Consider the following 15135-nt stretch of genomic DNA (forward strand, 5'->3'; position numbering starts at 1 on the left):
CGGTGCGTGCATGCGCAAACCGGCACCGCCCAATCGCTGGCAGGAGTACGCAGTTTCACGGAATTTTTGCATTCATTTTAGGCGGTTCTGGTGTTTCCGCTCCATTTCGAAACTTGCCATGGGTCAGGTTTCTGCGGTCCCGGTCCGAGCTGGCCGAAGGCGTCCACGATGCAGTGCTCAAGGATTGGGCAATCCTCTTGGGGTGGGCTGAGATCGGCCCTTTGCGATCTGCCGGACCCTCGCGGGACGCAAGGCTCCGACGATTCCCGTCCGACTGCCAGGCCACCTTGGGACCGTGGCGCATGAACGCTTTCCCGGCCGCCACCCGAGATCGGGCCCTCTGCGTTGATGCACACTCAGTGTGCGAGAATCGACCGTTCGGTCGAAGTATATGATCGAACGGGCGGTCAGATATGACTGATCGGGTCCTTATAATAAGGGCGTTCTGTAAGTTTCTGCGCGATTGCACGGTATACCGCAGCACTCCGCCGGATGGCCGCGCTGCCACCGTCTCGGTCCTGCAAGCCCGCCGCAGCGCTTGCGCGGCATCCTGCCGCGGCCTAGGTCGAGCCCAGTGCATTGTTAGCGCACTTACGTTCCACCCATACCGGCAGGACATTCTACATGACCGATCTCCCCGGATACCCGAGCCGACGCAACTTCCTCAAAGCGTCGGCGGCAGGTGTCGCACTCTCCGGTCTGGCCGCCCAAGCGAAAGCGCAGGAGACCACGCCCCCCGTTCCCCTCGAAGATTACGACCGCGCCTATCTGACCGCGGCCGAGTGGGCCTTCGTGATGGCCGCGACCGCGCGGCTGATCCCCTCCGACGGCGATGGCCCCGGCGCAATCGAGACCCGCGTGCCCGTCTTCATCGACCTCCAGCTGGCCGGCGACTACGGCACGGCTGACGACTGGTACATGGAAGGCCCGCACGATCCCGATGCCGAGCCCGCCCGCGGCTGGCAGACGCCTCTGACCCCGGCCGAGATCTATCGGCAGGCGATCCCGGTTTTCGACGCCTGGTGCGAAGAGACCCACGGCGCGACCTTCGCCGAGCTCGATGCCGAGCGTAAGGACGCGGCGCTGACCTCGCTGCAGAACGGCGATGTCGCGCTCGATTCCGAGATCCGCGACTTCTTCACCATCCTGCTGGCCAACACCAAGGAAGGCTACTTCGCGGACCCGCAATACGGCGGCAACCACGAGATGCAGTCCTGGGTCTATATCGGCTTCCCGGGCGCCCGCGCGGCCTATCGCGCGTGGCCGGAACGGCACAATGAAAAATACCCGCTCGGTCCGGTCTCGATCAGCGGCGAAAGGGCATAACCATGGCACGTCAGGAAAAGAAAAAGGACGTGGTCATCGTCGGCCTCGGATGGACCGGCTCGATCGCCGGCATCGAACTGGCGCAGGAGGGCCTCGACATCGTCGCGCTCGAGCGTGGCCATGACCAGAACACCGTCCCGAACTTCGAATACCCGCAGCAGATCGACGAGCTGAAATACGGCGTGCGTCTGAAGATGATGCAGAAGCCGTCGCAGCAGACCGTCACCGTGCGCCGCAATGGCGACGAGACGGCGCTGCCCTACCGCCAGCTCGGCTCCTTCCTGCCGGGCAACGGCGTTGGCGGCGCCGGCACCCACTGGAACGGCCTCAACTGGCGTCCTCAGGAAGTTGAGATGCGGCTGCGCTCCTATGTCGAGGAGACCTTCGGCGCCGACATCATCCCCGAGGGCATAAACCTCGGCGACTACCCGGTGAGCTATGACGAGCTCGAGCCGTTCTTCACGCAGTTCGAGAAGGTCGCGGGCATCTCCGGCTACGCCGGCAACCTCAACGGCGAGATCCGCGAGGGCGGCAACCCGTTCGAGGGCTGGCGTTCGGAAGACTTCCCGATGCCGCCGATGCCCACCACCTATGACAGTTCCAAGTTCCGCGACGCGGCTACCGCGATGGGCTACCACCCGTTCCCGGCCTCGGCGGGCATTGCCTCGACCTCCTATGTGAACCCCTACGGGATGCAGATGGGGCCGTGCAATTTCTGCGGCTTCTGCGAGCGTTACGGCTGTTACCAGTATTCCAAGTCCTCGCCGCAGACCTCGATCCTCGGCGCGCTCAAGCGCTACCCGAACTTCGAATACCGCACCGAGTCCGAGGTGTTGCGCGTGGAGCTGGCCGAGGATGGCCAGACCGCGACCGGCGTCACCTACTGGGACGAGGCGGCACAGGAAGAGGTCTTCCAGCCGGCCGACATCGTCATCCTTTCGAGCTACCAGCTCAACAACGTGCACCTGATGCTGCTCTCGGGACTGGGCGAGGCCTATGACCCGCTGACCGGCGAGGGGACGCTGGGCAAGAACTACGCCTACCAGATGAACGGCGGCATCTCGATGTTCTTCCGCGACGAGGAGTTCAATCCCTTCGTCGGCCATGGTGCCAACGGCATCTGCATCGACGATTTCTCGATTTCGCAGAACGATTTCGGCGCCGAGGGCTTCATCGGTGGCTCCTACTGGCGCTCGGGCACGTTCAACGGCCAGCCGATCCGCAACATGCCGCTGCCGGCGGGCACGCCGAGCTGGGGTGCGGGCTGGAAGCAGGCGATCGGCGAGAACTACGGCCACGCCATGTCGATCGGCTCGCACGGCTCGCACATGGCCTATGCCAACAACCACCTCGACCTCGATCCGACCTACACCGACCGGCATGGCCGGCCGCTGATGCGGATGACGTTCAACTGGCAGGACAACGACCTGAAGATGAACCAGTTCATGAAGTCGAAGATGGAGCCGCTGGCGGCCTCGATGAACCCGGACTCGATGCGCTCGGGCTTCAAGGGCGAGGGCGCGGAATACGACGTTCGCCCCTACCAGACCACGCACAACACCGGCGGCCACATCATGTCCGAGAACGCCCGCGAGGGCGCGGTCAACCGCTACTGCCAGAGCTGGAAGGCGCACAACGTCTTCGCCATGGGCGCGGGCAACTTCGTGCAGAACACCCAGTACAACCCGACCGGCCTTGTCGGCGGTCTGGCCTACCACACGGTGAATGCCATCCGCACCCAGTACCTGTCCAACCCGCGTCCGCTGGTCTGAGGAGAACGTAGATGAAAACCTTTCTCCGCATCGTCGCGGGCCTCGCCCTTGTCGGCGTGGTCGCGCTTCTGGCCTTCATCTTCGTGCCGGTGCAACGCACCCAGCCGGCCGAGGCGCCTGCCGCCGACTGGGAACCGGCAGAGGGGCAGGGCGAATACGTCCTGCACGCCTCGGACTGCGTTGCCTGCCACACCTCGGATGACGGCGAGAGCCTCGCCGGTGGCCGGGCCATCGCCAGCCCCATGGGCACGATCTGGTCGACCAACATCACCCCCGATCCCGAGACCGGGATCGGTGACTGGTCCTATGCCGATTTCCGCGCCGCGATGATCGACGGGCTCGAGCCCGACGGCACCCATCTCTACCCGGCGATGCCCTACGAGAACTACCGGCTGATGACCGAAGAGGACATCCGTGCCCTCTACGAATACATCATGACCGAGGTCGAGCCGGTCTCGAACGAGGTTCAGGAAACCGAGCTCAGCTTCCCGTTCAACCTGCGCTTCGGCATCCGGGCGTGGAACTGGCTGGCGCTGACCCATGGTCCGGGCTTTACCCCGGCGGATGTGCCGGAACTGCAGCAGCGCGGTCAGTACCTCGTCGAGGGGCCGGGCCACTGCGCGGCCTGTCACAGCCCGCGCAGCGTGTTCATGTCGCAGGACGGCGTGACCGCGGACGAGGACAGCTTCCTCGCGGGTGGCGTGATCGACGGCTGGAACGCCCCGGCGCTGCGCGGCGAAGGAACGGACCTTGCCAAGTGGTCGGTGGGTGAGCTTGCCGCTTACCTCGCCACCGGCCGCAACGCCCACTCCACCGCCAATGGCGAGATGGGCCTCGTGGTCGAGCACTCGCTTCAGAAGCTGACCGACGAGGACAACCTCGCGATGGCCGCCTTCCTCAAGGGGATCGACGGCGACGCGGTGGACCTGCCCGAGAGCTTTGCGACCGCGGCAGGAGCGATCGAGGTGCCGGCTGCGGACAGCGCCGGTTCGGCGACCACCGAGATGCTGGCCTCGGCGGATCCCGACATGCCTCTCGGTGCGCGTCTCTACATGGACAACTGCGTCGGCTGTCACTTCGCCACCGGCAAGGGAGCGCCCGAGATCTTCCCCGAGCTGCAGGGCAACTCGATGGTGGTCGGCTCGGAAACCATGCCGCTGATCTCGGTGATCCTGAACGGCGCCGAGGTGCCCTCGACGGCCAAGCGTCCGATGGCGCTGCGCATGCAGGGCTATGCCGACCGGATGTCCGACGACGAGGTCGCGGAGCTGGTGACGTGGCTGCGCGGGGCATGGGGCAACGACGCCTCCGCGGTGACCGCGGCGGACGTGGCCACCGTGCGCGAGGCCGATCACGGGCACTGAGCCTGCCCGCCGAGACGAAAGACGGGGCCGTGGCGGAAACGCTGCGGCCCCTTTTTTCATTCTCACAGGACGTTCGCTTTGCGGCGAGGATCGTACGCAAGCCGGCGCGGAGGCAAAGCCGCAGGGTGCCGCACCTCGCGGGTGAGCGCCTCGAAAGACACGCGCGCGCCCACCAAGACAAGAAAGCCGCGCCCGAAGGCGCGGCCCGATCCTGTCACGACCGGCGCGCAAGCGCGCCGGTCAGCCGCTGGCTTACTGCCAGGACTTCAGCAGTTCGTCATAGGAGATCGTCTTGGGCTCTTCGTCCTCGTTCTCCAGCGCCGCCTTGGGCGAACCTTCCTGGCTGAGCCAGTACTCCGGATCCTGCTCGTCGTTCATCACCGGGCCGATATCGCCCTGGATGCCGGCGCGCTCGAGACGCTCCATCACGCGCTCCTGGTCCTCGCAGAGCGCATCAAGCGCTTCCTGCGGGGTCTTGGCGCCCGACATGGCGTCGCCGATGTTCTGCCACCACAGCTGCGCGAGCTTGGGGTAGTCCGGCACGTTGGTGCCGGTCGGCGACCACGCGGTGCGCGCGGGCGAGCGGTAGAACTCGACCAGGCCGCCAAGCATCGGGGCGCGCTCGGTGAAGCTCTCGTGCTGGATCGTCGACTCGCGGATGAAGGTCAGGCCGACATGGGCCTTCTTCACGTCCACGGTCTTGGAGGTGACGAACTGGGCATAGAGCCAGGCCGCCTTGGCACGATCATCGGGGGTCGACTTCATCAGCGTCCAGGAGCCCACGTCCTGGTAGCCGATCTTGGTGCCTTCCTCCCAGTAGACGCCGTGCGGCGAGGGGGCCATGCGCCACTTGGGCGTGCCGTCCTCGTTCAGCACCGCGTCGGCCCCGTCACCGACCATGTCGGCGGTGAAGGCGGTGTACCAGAACATCTGCTGCGCGATGTTGCCCTGAGCCGGAACCGGGCCGGCCTCGGAGAAGGTCATGCCTGCGGCTGCCGGCGGGGTATACTTCTCGAGCCACTCGATCGCCTTGGTGATGGCATAGACCGCGGCCGGACCATTGGTGGCGCCGCCACGGGCAACGCACGAGCCCACCGGCTGCGAGTTCTCGTTGACGCGGATGCCCCATTCGTCGACCGGCAGGCCGTTCGGCTCACCCTTCGATCCGGCACCGGCCATCGACAGCCACGCATCGGTGTAGCGCCAGCCGAGCGAAGGGTCCTTCTTGCCGTAATCCATGTTGCCATAGATCTCGTCCTCGACGCCCATGTGCGACAGGTCGCGGCCGGTGAAGAACTCGGCGATGTCCTCGTAGGCGGACCAGTTCACCGGCACGCCGAGATCGTAGCCATAGGCCTCCTTGAAGTCGGCCTGGTTCTTCTCGTCGTTGAACCAGTCGTAGCGGAACCAGTAGAGGTTCGCGAATTGCTGGTCGGGCAGCTGGTAGAGCTCGCCATCGGGGGCGGTGGTGAACTCGGTGCCGATGTAGTCGTCGAGATCGAGCGTCGGCGAGGTCACGTCGGCGCCCTCGTTGGCCATCCAGTCGGTCAGGCTGCGGGCCTGCTGGTAGCGCCAGTGGGTGCCGATCAGGTCGCTGTCGTTGACATAGGCATCGTAGATGTTCTCGCCCGACTGCATCTGCGTCTGCAGCTTCTCGACCACGTCGCCTTCGCCGATCAGGTCGTGGGTGAGGTTGATGCCGGTGATCTCGCTGAACGCCTTGGCCAGAACCTGGCTCTCGTATTCATGCGTGGTGATGGTCTCGGAGACCACCTTGATGTCCATGCCCTCGAACTGCTTGGCGGCGTCGATGAACCACTGCATCTCGGCTTCCTGCTCTTCGCGGGTCAGCACCGACATGTCGCCGATCTCGGCATCGAGGAAGGCGCGGGCTTCGTCCATCCCCGCAAGCGCGGCCCCTCCGGTGAGGCTGAGCGCGAGCGCCAGCGCGGTGGTGGATTTCAGGGTCAAGTTCATGTGGTCCTCCCTAGTTTGAACTTGTCATGTCGTGTTCCGGGGCGGGCGGTCTCCTGCCGTCTGCCCCGGCCGTCTCGGGCGCCTAGACCCAGCGGAACACCGCAGCGGCGTAGGCCAGGCAAACCGCCAGCGCCCAGGGCTGGGTGTCGGCTCCGACGAGCCCCAGCCAGGCGAGGTTGATGAAGGCGCTGCCCAGAAGCGTGATGAAGAGCCGGTCGCCGCGCGTGGTCTCGATCCGCAGAACGCCGACGCGCGGCGTTTCGGGGAACTTGATCGCGAGGATCGTGAAGACGATCAGCAGCGAGGCGATCACCATGAAGAAGATCGCGGTCGGCCAGGTCCATGCCATCCAGTCCATGTCAGGTCTCCTTTCGAAGGCTGGCCATCGGGTGCAACCGGCGCGCATGCGCCAGGCCCGACCTCCCCCCCGGGAGGGCCTTTGTTGGGTCGATGAATGCGCGCGTGGCAGTGGTGCTTGGAGTGCGACCGCCGGGCTGGCGATGACGCCCTCCCGAGGTCGGGCCTGCCGCATGCGCGCCTTCATGGTGGTCGTCATCACACCCTCCCCAGGGCGAAGCCCTTGGCGATGTAGTTGCGCACGAAGTAGATCACGAGGGCCCCCGGCACGATGGTCAGGATGCCCGCCGCCGCCAGCACGCCCCAGTCGATGCCCGAGGCGCCCTGCGTCCGGGTCATGATCGCTGCGATGGGCTTGGCGTCAACGGTGGTCAGGGTGCGCGACAGCAGCAGCTCGACCCACGAGAACATGAAGCAGAAGAACGCCGCCACGCCGATGCCGCTCGCAATCAGCGGCATGAAGATCTTCACGAAGAACTTCCCGAACGAGTAGCCGTCGATATAGGCGGTCTCGTCGATCTCCTTGGGCACGCCGCGCATGAAACCCTCGAGGATCCACACCGCCAGCGGCACGTTGAACAGGCAATGCGCCAGCGCCACCGCGATATGGGTGTCGAAGAGACCCACCGAGGAATAGAGCTGGAAGAACGGCAGCGCGAAGACCGCCGGGGGCGCCATGCGGTTGGTCAGCAGCCAGAAGAACAGGTGCTTGTCGCCCATGAAGCTGTAGCGCGAGAAGGCATAGGCCGCCGGCAGCGCCACAAGAAGCGAGATCACCGTGTTCATCACCACGTAGATCAGCGAGTTGACGTAGCCCAGATACCAGCTCGGATCGGTCAGGATCGTGCGGTAGTTGGCCAGCGTCAGGTCGCGCGGGAACAGTGTGAAATCGTTGAGGATCTCGGCATTGGTCTTGAGGCTCATGTTGAGCAGCCAGTAGATCGGCAGCATCAGGAAGAGCAGGTAGGCCCCCATCACCAGCGCACTCTTGTTGACGCGCACGCGTTTGCGGGTGGTGTCCCCGCCGGCGGTGAGATTCTCGGGAATGGCGCTGTCGGTCATCTGAGGCGTGCCTCTTGTGCGTTGAGTGCTGTCTGGCCCGGGATCAAGCCGAAGGCGCCGGGCCAGCGGCGGCCCGTCCGGGCGGGCTGCCGCTTTGTCGCCCCCGCGCAGTGGATCGAGCGAGTCCGGACGTGGCCGGGATAAATCGATGACCTCGCCGGCTCTGGCGGCACCCCACGGGCCGCCGCTGGCCCTGCTTGCGGCGCACCAAAGACGGCATCTCGGGAGTGCAATATAGCGCTGTCGGTCATGTCACATGCCCTTCTTGTCGAGATTGACCATCACGGTGTAGAACACCCAGCTGATCAGCAGGATCACGAGGAAATACATCAGCGAGAACGCCGCCGCCGGGCCGAGGTCGAACTGCCCCAAAGCCATCTTCACCAGATCGATGGAGAGCAGCGTGGTGGCGTTGCCGGGGCCGCCCCCGGTGACCACGAAGGGCTCGGTGTAGATCATGAAGCTGTCCATGAAGCGCAGCAGGATGGCGATCATCAGGACGCCCATCATCTTGGGCAGCTCGATGTAGCGGAAGACCTTCCAGCGGCTGGCCTGATCGATCTTGGCGGCCTGGTAATAGGCGTCGGGGATCGACTTGAGACCGGCGAAGGCGAGCAGCGCCACCAGCGAGGTCCAGTGCCAGACATCCATCACGATGATGGTGATCCAGGCGTCGAGCGTGTCCTGCGTGTAGTTGTAATCGATCCCGAGCTTGTCGAGCACGTAGCCCAGCAGGCCGATATCGACGCGGCCGAAGATCTGCCAGATCGTGCCGACCACGTTCCACGGGATCAGCAGCGGCAGCGACATCAGCACGAGGCAGAAGCTCGACCAGAAGCCGGATTTCGGCATGTTGAGCGCCACGAAGATGCCCAGCGGGATCTCGATGGCGAGGATGATGCCCGAGAACAGCAGCTGCCGTTTCAGCGCGTTCCACATGCGGTCATCGTGCAGCATTTCCTCGAACCACTCGAGCCCGGCCCAGAAGAACTGGTTGTTGCCGAAGGTGTCCTGCACCGAGTAATTGACCACGGTCATCAGCGGGATCACCGCCGAGAAGGCCACGAGGATCAGCACCGGCAGCACGAGGAACCAGGCTTTCTGATTGACGGTCTTGTTCATCGGGTATGTCCCCCGGTTTGACGGGTCGCGCTGTCGTCCTCGGGCCCGACCCGAGGATCTCGTGCCGAAAGGGTGCGCGTTGAGATTGAGATCCTCGGGGCAAGCCCGAGGAGAACGGGGAAGGAGGAATGCTGCATCATGCGGCCGCCCCCTGCACGCGCCAGTCGTCGGCATAGACGTTGACCTGCGAGGCATCGAAGCTCACCCGGTTCATGTCGGGGCTGATGCGGTCGTCCTCGCCGGCGATGATGTTGATCTCCTGTCCGAACATGTCGGCACGGATGATCTTGTGCCGGCCCACATCCTCGACCCGGCGCACCTTGACCGGCAGGCCCTCGCTCTGCGACAGGCGGGCGAATTCCGGTCGGATGCCGATCTCGACCTTGCCCGAGAGCGCGCCGTAGCCTTGCCCGAGCGCGATCTCGGCGCCGCCGACATGGGCGGTGGCCCCCTCGACCCGTGCCGGGATCACGTTCATCCCCGGCGAGCCGATGAAATAGCCCACGAAGGTGTGCTCGGGCCGCTCGAAAAGCTCTTCGGGCGTGCCGATCTGGACCACGCGGCCGTCATACATCACCACCACCTTGTCGGCGAAGGTCAGCGCCTCGGTCTGGTCGTGGGTGACATAGATCATCGTGTGGCCGAACTCGTGGTGCAGCCGCTTGAGCTGGGTGCGCAGCTCCCATTTCATGTGCGGGTCGATCACCGTCAGCGGCTCGTCGAAGAGCAGCGCGTTCACGTCCTTGCGCACCATGCCGCGCCCGAGGCTGATCTTCTGTTTCTCGTCGGCGCCAAGACCGCGCGCCTTGCGCTTTAGCATGTGCTCCATGCCGATCATCTTGGCGATCTCGTTCACGCGCTCGGCCACGTAGGCCTCGTCGCGGCCGCGGTTGCGCAGCGGGAAGGCGAGATTGTCGTGCACCGTCATGGTGTCGTAGACCACCGGGAACTGGAACACCTGCGCGATGTTGCGCTCGGCTGTGGGGGCGCGGGTGACGTCCTTGCCGTCGAAGAGGATGCGCCCCTGCGAGGGCGTCAGCAGCCCTGAGATGATGTTGAGCAGGGTGGACTTGCCGCAGCCCGAGGAACCGAGCAGCGCGTAGGCCTCGCCATCGACCCAGTCGTGGTTCAGCTCCTTCAAGGCGTAGTCGTCTTCCGTCGCCGGGTTCGGCTTGTAGCTGTGGGCGAGGTTGTCGAGCGTGATCTTTGCCATGGTCCTCTCCCCTCAGGCGGCCAGCGCGTAGGCGGCGGGCGCGACCAGCGCGCCGTCCTCGCCGAAGATGTAGACGTGCCGTGCATCGAGCCAGACGTCGAGATCGGCCCCCAGCGTCAGGTCGTGCACGCCGTGGATCAGCCCGACCCAGCGCTCGCCGTGGTGGTCGAGATGCACAAAGGTCTCGGAGCCGGTCAGCTCGGTCACCTGAAGCTTGGCGGTGAACTTCATCGCCTCCGTGCCGTGGCTCATGATCTCGAGATGGTTGGGCCGGAAGCCGGCGGTGTAGCGCCCGTCCGGCAGCTCGGCGAGCTTGCCGAGCGCCGGCGCGCTCTGGCCGTCGCCGAACATCAGCCGGTCGCCGGTCTTGGAGACGGCGAGGAAGTTCATCGGCGGATCCGAGAACACCCGCGCCGTGGTGGCGTCGACCGGTTGGCGGTAGACTCGCGGGGTAGGGCCGAACTGCGTGATACGGCCTTCCCAGAGCGTGGCGACGTTGCCGCCGAGCAGAAGCGCCTCCTCCGGCTCGGTGGTGGCGTAGACGAAGATCGAGCCCGAGGCCTCGAAGATCTTGGGGATCTCCTGCCGCAGCTCCTCGCGAAGCTTATAGTCGAGATTGGCCAGCGGCTCGTCGAGCAGCACGAGACCGGCGTTCTTGACCAGTGCGCGCGCCAGTGCGCAGCGCTGCTGCTGGCCGCCCGAAAGCTCGAGCGGCTTGCGGTCGAGCATCGGGGTGAGCTTCATCATCTCGGCGGTTTCGCGCACCCGGGTGTCGATCTCCTTGGCGGAGACGCCCATCAACTTCATCGGCGAGGCGATGTTGTCGTAGACGCTCATCGACGGGTAGTTGATGAACTGCTGGTAGACCATCGCCACCTTGCGGTCCTGCACGCGCTGGCCGGTCACGTCCTCGCCCTGCCAGAGGATCTGGCCGCTATTGGGCACGTCGAGCCCGGCCATCAGCCGCATCAGAGAGGTCTTTCCGGCCGTGGTCGGCCCGAGCAGCACGTTCATCGTGCCCTTTTCCAGCGTCAGGTCGGTGGGGTGGATATGGGTCTGTCCCTCCACCACCTTCGACACGCCCTTGAGTTCCAGTGTCACCGGTCGTCCTCCTTATTCCGCCGCCGCAGCGGCGCGCCGGCGCGTGCCCATCCAGCGGTCGAGCCGCGCGACCTCGTCCTCGGACAGGCGCAGGCCCAGCTTGTTGCGGCGCCACACCACGTCCTCGGCGGTGCGCGCGTATTCCTTGCTCATCAGCCACGCGACCTCGGTCGCGGTCAGCGTGGCGCCAAAATCTTCGCCAAGATCCGCCAGCGTCTTGGCGCCCTTCAGCATCTCGGCGGCCTCGGTGCCATAGGCCCGCACCAGCCGGCGGGAATGGAACGGCGAGAGATAGGGGTGGGCGCTTGCGAGATCCGAGACCAGCCGGTCGAACCCGTCGACCGGGAAATCGCCGCCGGGCAGCGGCACGCCGGCGGTCCATGGGCCCTCTGCGACGGTCAGGTGTTCACCGATCTTCTCGAGCGCGCCCTCGGCGAGGCGGCGATAGGTGGTGATCTTGCCGCCGAAGACGTTGAGCAGCGGCGCGCCGCCCTCGGCCTCGACCTTGAGCGTGTAGTCGCGGGTCGCCGCGGTGGCACTGCTGGCGCCGTCGTCATAGAGCGGGCGCACGCCGGAATAGCTCCAGACGATGTCGTCCTCGTCGATCGCCCGCTTGAAATACCGGTTGGCGAACTCGAGCAGGTAGGCGCGCTCTTCCGGGGTGCAGACCGGGCGCTGCGAGGGGTCGGCGTGCGCCGCGTCGGTGGTGCCGATCAGGGTGTAGTCGGTCTCGTAGGGGATCGAAAAGATGATCCGCCCGTCGGTGCCCTGAAAGAAGTAGCACTTGTCGTGATCATAAAGGCGGCGCGTCACGATATGCGAGCCGCGCACCAGCCGGATGCCCTCGCGGGTGTTGAGCCGGACCTTGCTGCGGATGATGTCGCCGACCCACGGCCCGCCGGCATTGACCAGCATCCGGGCCCGATGGGTGCGCATCTCGCCCGTCTCTGCGTCCTGCGTGTCGATCAGCCACAGGTCTCCGTCGCGCGCGGCCGAGAGCACCTTGGTCCGGGTCAGGATCTCGGCGCCGCGCGCCTCGGCGTCGCGGGCGTTCAGCACCACGAGCCGCGAGTCCTCGATCCAGCAGTCGGAATACTCGTAGGCGGTCTCGAGCCGGTCGACCAGCGGAGCGCCCTCGGGCGTGCCCTTGAGCGAGACCGTAGAGGTGCCCGGTAGAATCTTTCGCCCGCCCAGATGGTCGTACATGAACAGACCCAGGCGGATCAGCCAGGCCGGGCGGCGGCACTTCATCCACGGCATGACCTTGGTCAGTAGCTTCGAGGTGGGCGTGTCACTCTCGAAACGCATCGACGGGTGATAGGGCAGCACGAAGCGCATCGGCCAGCTGATATGCGGCATGGCGCGTAGCAGCACCTCGCGCTCGATCAGCGCCTCGCGCACCAGCCGGAACTCGAAATACTCGAGGTAGCGCAGCCCGCCGTGGAACAGCTTGGTGGAGGCCGAAGAGGTTGCCGAGGCGAGATCGCCCATCTCGGCCAAGCGGACCGAGAGCCCGCGCCCCGCCGCATCGCGCGAGATGCCGCATCCGTTGATGCCGCCGCCGATCACGAACAGATCGACCACGTCGATGTCGTGGCTGTCGCGCACAAGCTCCTCCTCACCTTGGCGTGAGCGGTAACCTGCTTGATTGAGGGCGCGTTCGCAAGCGTAAATTTTCGCTTATGTTCGGTTTGTGCTAAGTTACTGAAATATATATGGTCACAATGATAACATTCGATATTAACGATATGTTATTGATGCCTGTTGCGCTCACAAGCACGCATTGGCGTTCATTGAAGGCGAGTTTCCCTAGCGTCAGAGTGCCCGTTGGCGCGCTTTTCCATAAAGCGAACAAAAGCGAAAATTTCGGCTATGGAAACGCCGCGCCGCTGGCGTGAAACCGCATTGCAAGTCCGGGGGGTGGGCGGCCTGGCGCGAGACTCGGCGCGTTTGTCGCGAAGCGGGGCCAAAACGCGGCTGCGCCCCGACCGAGGGCCGGGGCGCAGCAGGCATTCGAAAAGGGGCGCGCTCAGTGGCTGTGGCGCGGCATGACCTTGTTGCCGATGTCGCGGAACTGGTCGGCGCCCTCGAGCACCATGCCGTCCGAGAACTGCCGCACCCGGTCGCGGAAGATCGCCTGCCAGGGCGACTGGCTCTCGGGCACCTTGTAGCCGCCCTCGGCCTCGAGCGCGGCGCGGCGCTCGGCGATCTCGGCCTCCGAGAGCTGAAGCTGCACCTGCCGGGTGTTGAGGTCGACGCGCAGCCGGTCCCCATCGCGCAGGATCGCGAGGTTGCCGCCATCCGCCGCCTCGGGCGAGGCGTTGAGGATCGAAGCCGAGCCCGAGGTGCCGGACTGGCGCCCGTCGCCCATGCAGGGCAGGCCGCGGATGCCCTGCTTGATCAGGTAGGAGGGCGGCCGCATGTTCACCACCTCGGCGCCGCCGGGATAGCCCTTTGGTCCTGCGCCGCGCATCACGAGGATGCTGTCGGCGGTGATGTTCAGCGCCGGATCGTCGATACGCTTGTGAAAATCCTCGGGCCCGTCGAAGACGAAGGCCGGGCCTTCGAAGGCCATCGGATCGTCGGCATTGGACAGGTAACGGTCGCGGAACTCCTGCGTGATCACCGAGGTCTTCATGATCGCGGTGTCGAAGAGGTTGCCGGTCATGTTGAGGAAGCCGGCCTCAGGGGTGAGCGCGCGGTCGAGCGGGCGGATGACGTCGTCATTCTCGCAGGGCGCGTCGGTGTAGAGTTGGCCGAAGCCCTCGCCGGTCACGGTCACCGCATCGGGATGCGGAACCAGCCCGCCGCGCAACAGCTCGGCCACCACCGCCGGCAGGCCGCCGGCGAGGTGGAAGTCTTCCGAGAGGTACTCGCCCGCCGGCTGCACATTGGCCAGCAGCGGGATCTTGTAGCCGTGGGTTTCCCAGTCGGCATTGCTGATCTCGATGCCAAGATGCTTGGCGATGGCGACGAGGTGGATTGGCGCGTTGGTCGAGCCGCCGATGGCGGAGTTGACCACGATGGCGTTCTCGAACGCCTCACGGGTCATGATCTGCGACGGGCGCAGATCCTCGTGCACCATGTCGACGATGCGGCAGCCGGTGTAATAGGCCATCTGGCCGCGCTCGCGATAGGGCGCGGGGATCGAGGCCGAGCCCGGCAGTTGCATCCCCAGCACCTCGGCCAGCGAGTTCATCGTCGAGGCGGTGCCCATGGTGTTGCAATAGCCCACCGACGGCGCCGAGGCGGCGGCCATGTTGAGGAACCCCTCGCCGTCGATCTCGCCGGCTGCGTATTTCTCGCGCGCCTTCCAGATCACCGCGCCCGAGCCCGCGCGCTCGCCCTTGTGCCAGCCGTTCAGCATCGGGCCGACCGAGAAGGCGATCGCGGGGATGTTGACCGTGGCGGCGGCCATCAAGAGCGCCGGGGTGGTCTTGTCGCAGCCGATGGTCAGCACCACGCCGTCGATCGGGTAGCCGAACAGGCTCTCGACGAGGCTCAGGTAGGCGAGGTTGCGGTCCAGCATCGCCGTGGGCCGCTTGCCGGTCTCCTGGATCGGGTGCACCGGGATCTCGAGCGGGATGCCGCCCTGGGTCCGGATGCCGTCCCGGGTGCGCTTGGCGAGCTCTACGTGGTGGCGGTTGCAGGGCGACAGGTCCGAGCCGGTCTGGGCGATGCCGATGATCGGCTTGCCCGAGCGCAGCTCTTCGAGGGTGAGCCCGTAGTTGAGGTAGCGCTCGAGATAGAGGGCGGTCATTTCCGGATCGCCCAGATCGTTGAACCAGCTCTCCGAGCGAAGCGGCTTGCGGGTGTTGTCGGTCATGGTGGTCTCCGGGAG

Annotated in this window: 11 protein-coding genes; 3 read left to right on the forward strand and 8 right to left on the reverse strand. The window is 65.5% G+C overall.

Going from position 1 to position 15135, the window contains the following annotated elements; translation table 11 throughout:
* The first annotated feature begins 624 nt into the window (after positions 1–624).
* Genes R2601_RS21705 through R2601_RS21715 form a run of 3 tightly spaced genes read left to right on the forward strand, consistent with a single transcriptional unit; the run spans position 625 to position 4462 of the window.
* Entirely contained in the window at positions 625–1326 is a 702-nt protein-coding gene (locus R2601_RS21705; protein WP_007802777.1) for a gluconate 2-dehydrogenase subunit 3 family protein, read from the forward strand.
* Between the two features lie 2 nt (positions 1327–1328).
* Positions 1329–3098, forward strand: coding sequence for a GMC family oxidoreductase (locus R2601_RS21710; protein WP_007802779.1), 1770 nt, complete (start codon positions 1329–1331; stop codon positions 3096–3098).
* A gap of 11 nt (positions 3099–3109) precedes the next feature.
* Positions 3110–4462, forward strand: a complete 1353-nt coding sequence (locus R2601_RS21715; protein WP_007802781.1) for a cytochrome c — start codon at positions 3110–3112, stop codon at positions 4460–4462.
* Between the two features lie 252 nt (positions 4463–4714).
* On the opposite strand, the gene R2601_RS21720 is transcribed toward R2601_RS21715, so the two are convergent.
* The 8 genes from R2601_RS21720 to R2601_RS21755 all read right to left on the reverse strand — a co-directional run bounded on the left by R2601_RS21720 (position 4715) and on the right by R2601_RS21755 (position 15120).
* Positions 4715–6439, reverse strand: coding sequence for an ABC transporter substrate-binding protein (locus R2601_RS21720; protein ID WP_007802783.1), 1725 nt, complete (start codon positions 6437–6439; stop codon positions 4715–4717).
* A gap of 82 nt (positions 6440–6521) precedes the next feature.
* Positions 6522–6797, reverse strand: coding sequence for a DUF2160 domain-containing protein (locus tag R2601_RS21725; RefSeq protein ID WP_007802785.1), 276 nt, complete (start codon positions 6795–6797; stop codon positions 6522–6524).
* Positions 6798–6994: 197 nt separating this feature from the next.
* Entirely contained in the window at positions 6995–7858 is an 864-nt protein-coding gene (locus tag R2601_RS21730) for a carbohydrate ABC transporter permease (protein WP_007802786.1), read from the reverse strand.
* 252 nt (positions 7859–8110) lie between these two features.
* Positions 8111–8980, reverse strand: a complete 870-nt coding sequence (locus tag R2601_RS21735; RefSeq protein ID WP_007802787.1) for a carbohydrate ABC transporter permease — start codon at positions 8978–8980, stop codon at positions 8111–8113.
* 136 nt (positions 8981–9116) lie between these two features.
* The gene (locus R2601_RS21740; protein WP_007802788.1) at positions 9117–10193 is read right to left on the reverse strand and encodes an ABC transporter ATP-binding protein; all 1077 of its coding nucleotides are present in this window, start codon (positions 10191–10193) and stop codon (positions 9117–9119) included.
* A gap of 12 nt (positions 10194–10205) precedes the next feature.
* A complete protein-coding gene (locus tag R2601_RS21745) occupies positions 10206–11294 on the reverse strand; it encodes an ABC transporter ATP-binding protein (protein ID WP_007802789.1) in 1089 nt (362 codons plus the stop codon).
* 12 nt (positions 11295–11306) lie between these two features.
* Positions 11307–12902: a glycerol-3-phosphate dehydrogenase gene (gene glpD / locus R2601_RS21750; RefSeq protein WP_007802790.1), complete on the reverse strand. Its 1596-nt coding sequence runs from the start codon at positions 12900–12902 to the stop codon at positions 11307–11309.
* Positions 12903–13323: 421 nt separating this feature from the next.
* The gene (locus tag R2601_RS21755) at positions 13324–15120 is read right to left on the reverse strand and encodes an IlvD/Edd family dehydratase (protein ID WP_007802792.1); all 1797 of its coding nucleotides are present in this window, start codon (positions 15118–15120) and stop codon (positions 13324–13326) included.
* Positions 15121–15135: the final 15 nt, after the last annotated feature.

Source organism: Salipiger bermudensis HTCC2601, from assembly GCF_000153725.1.
Taxonomy (GTDB): Bacteria; Pseudomonadota; Alphaproteobacteria; order Rhodobacterales; family Rhodobacteraceae; genus Salipiger; species Salipiger bermudensis.

Coding starts and splice junctions, on each gene's coding strand:
- R2601_RS21705 (WP_007802777.1), top strand. CDS start 625: ATGACCGATCTCCCCGGATACCCGAGCCGACGCAACTTCCTCAAAGCG.
- R2601_RS21710 (WP_007802779.1), top strand. CDS start 1,329: ATGGCACGTCAGGAAAAGAAAAAGGACGTGGTCATCGTCGGCCTCGGA.
- R2601_RS21715 (WP_007802781.1), top strand. CDS start 3,110: ATGAAAACCTTTCTCCGCATCGTCGCGGGCCTCGCCCTTGTCGGCGTG.
- R2601_RS21720 (WP_007802783.1), bottom strand. CDS start 6,439: ATGAACTTGACCCTGAAATCCACCACCGCGCTGGCGCTCGCGCTCAGC.
- R2601_RS21725 (WP_007802785.1), bottom strand. CDS start 6,797: ATGGACTGGATGGCATGGACCTGGCCGACCGCGATCTTCTTCATGGTG.
- R2601_RS21730 (WP_007802786.1), bottom strand. CDS start 7,858: ATGACCGACAGCGCCATTCCCGAGAATCTCACCGCCGGCGGGGACACC.
- R2601_RS21735 (WP_007802787.1), bottom strand. CDS start 8,980: ATGAACAAGACCGTCAATCAGAAAGCCTGGTTCCTCGTGCTGCCGGTG.
- R2601_RS21740 (WP_007802788.1), bottom strand. CDS start 10,193: ATGGCAAAGATCACGCTCGACAACCTCGCCCACAGCTACAAGCCGAAC.
- R2601_RS21755 (WP_007802792.1), bottom strand. CDS start 15,120: ATGACCGACAACACCCGCAAGCCGCTTCGCTCGGAGAGCTGGTTCAAC.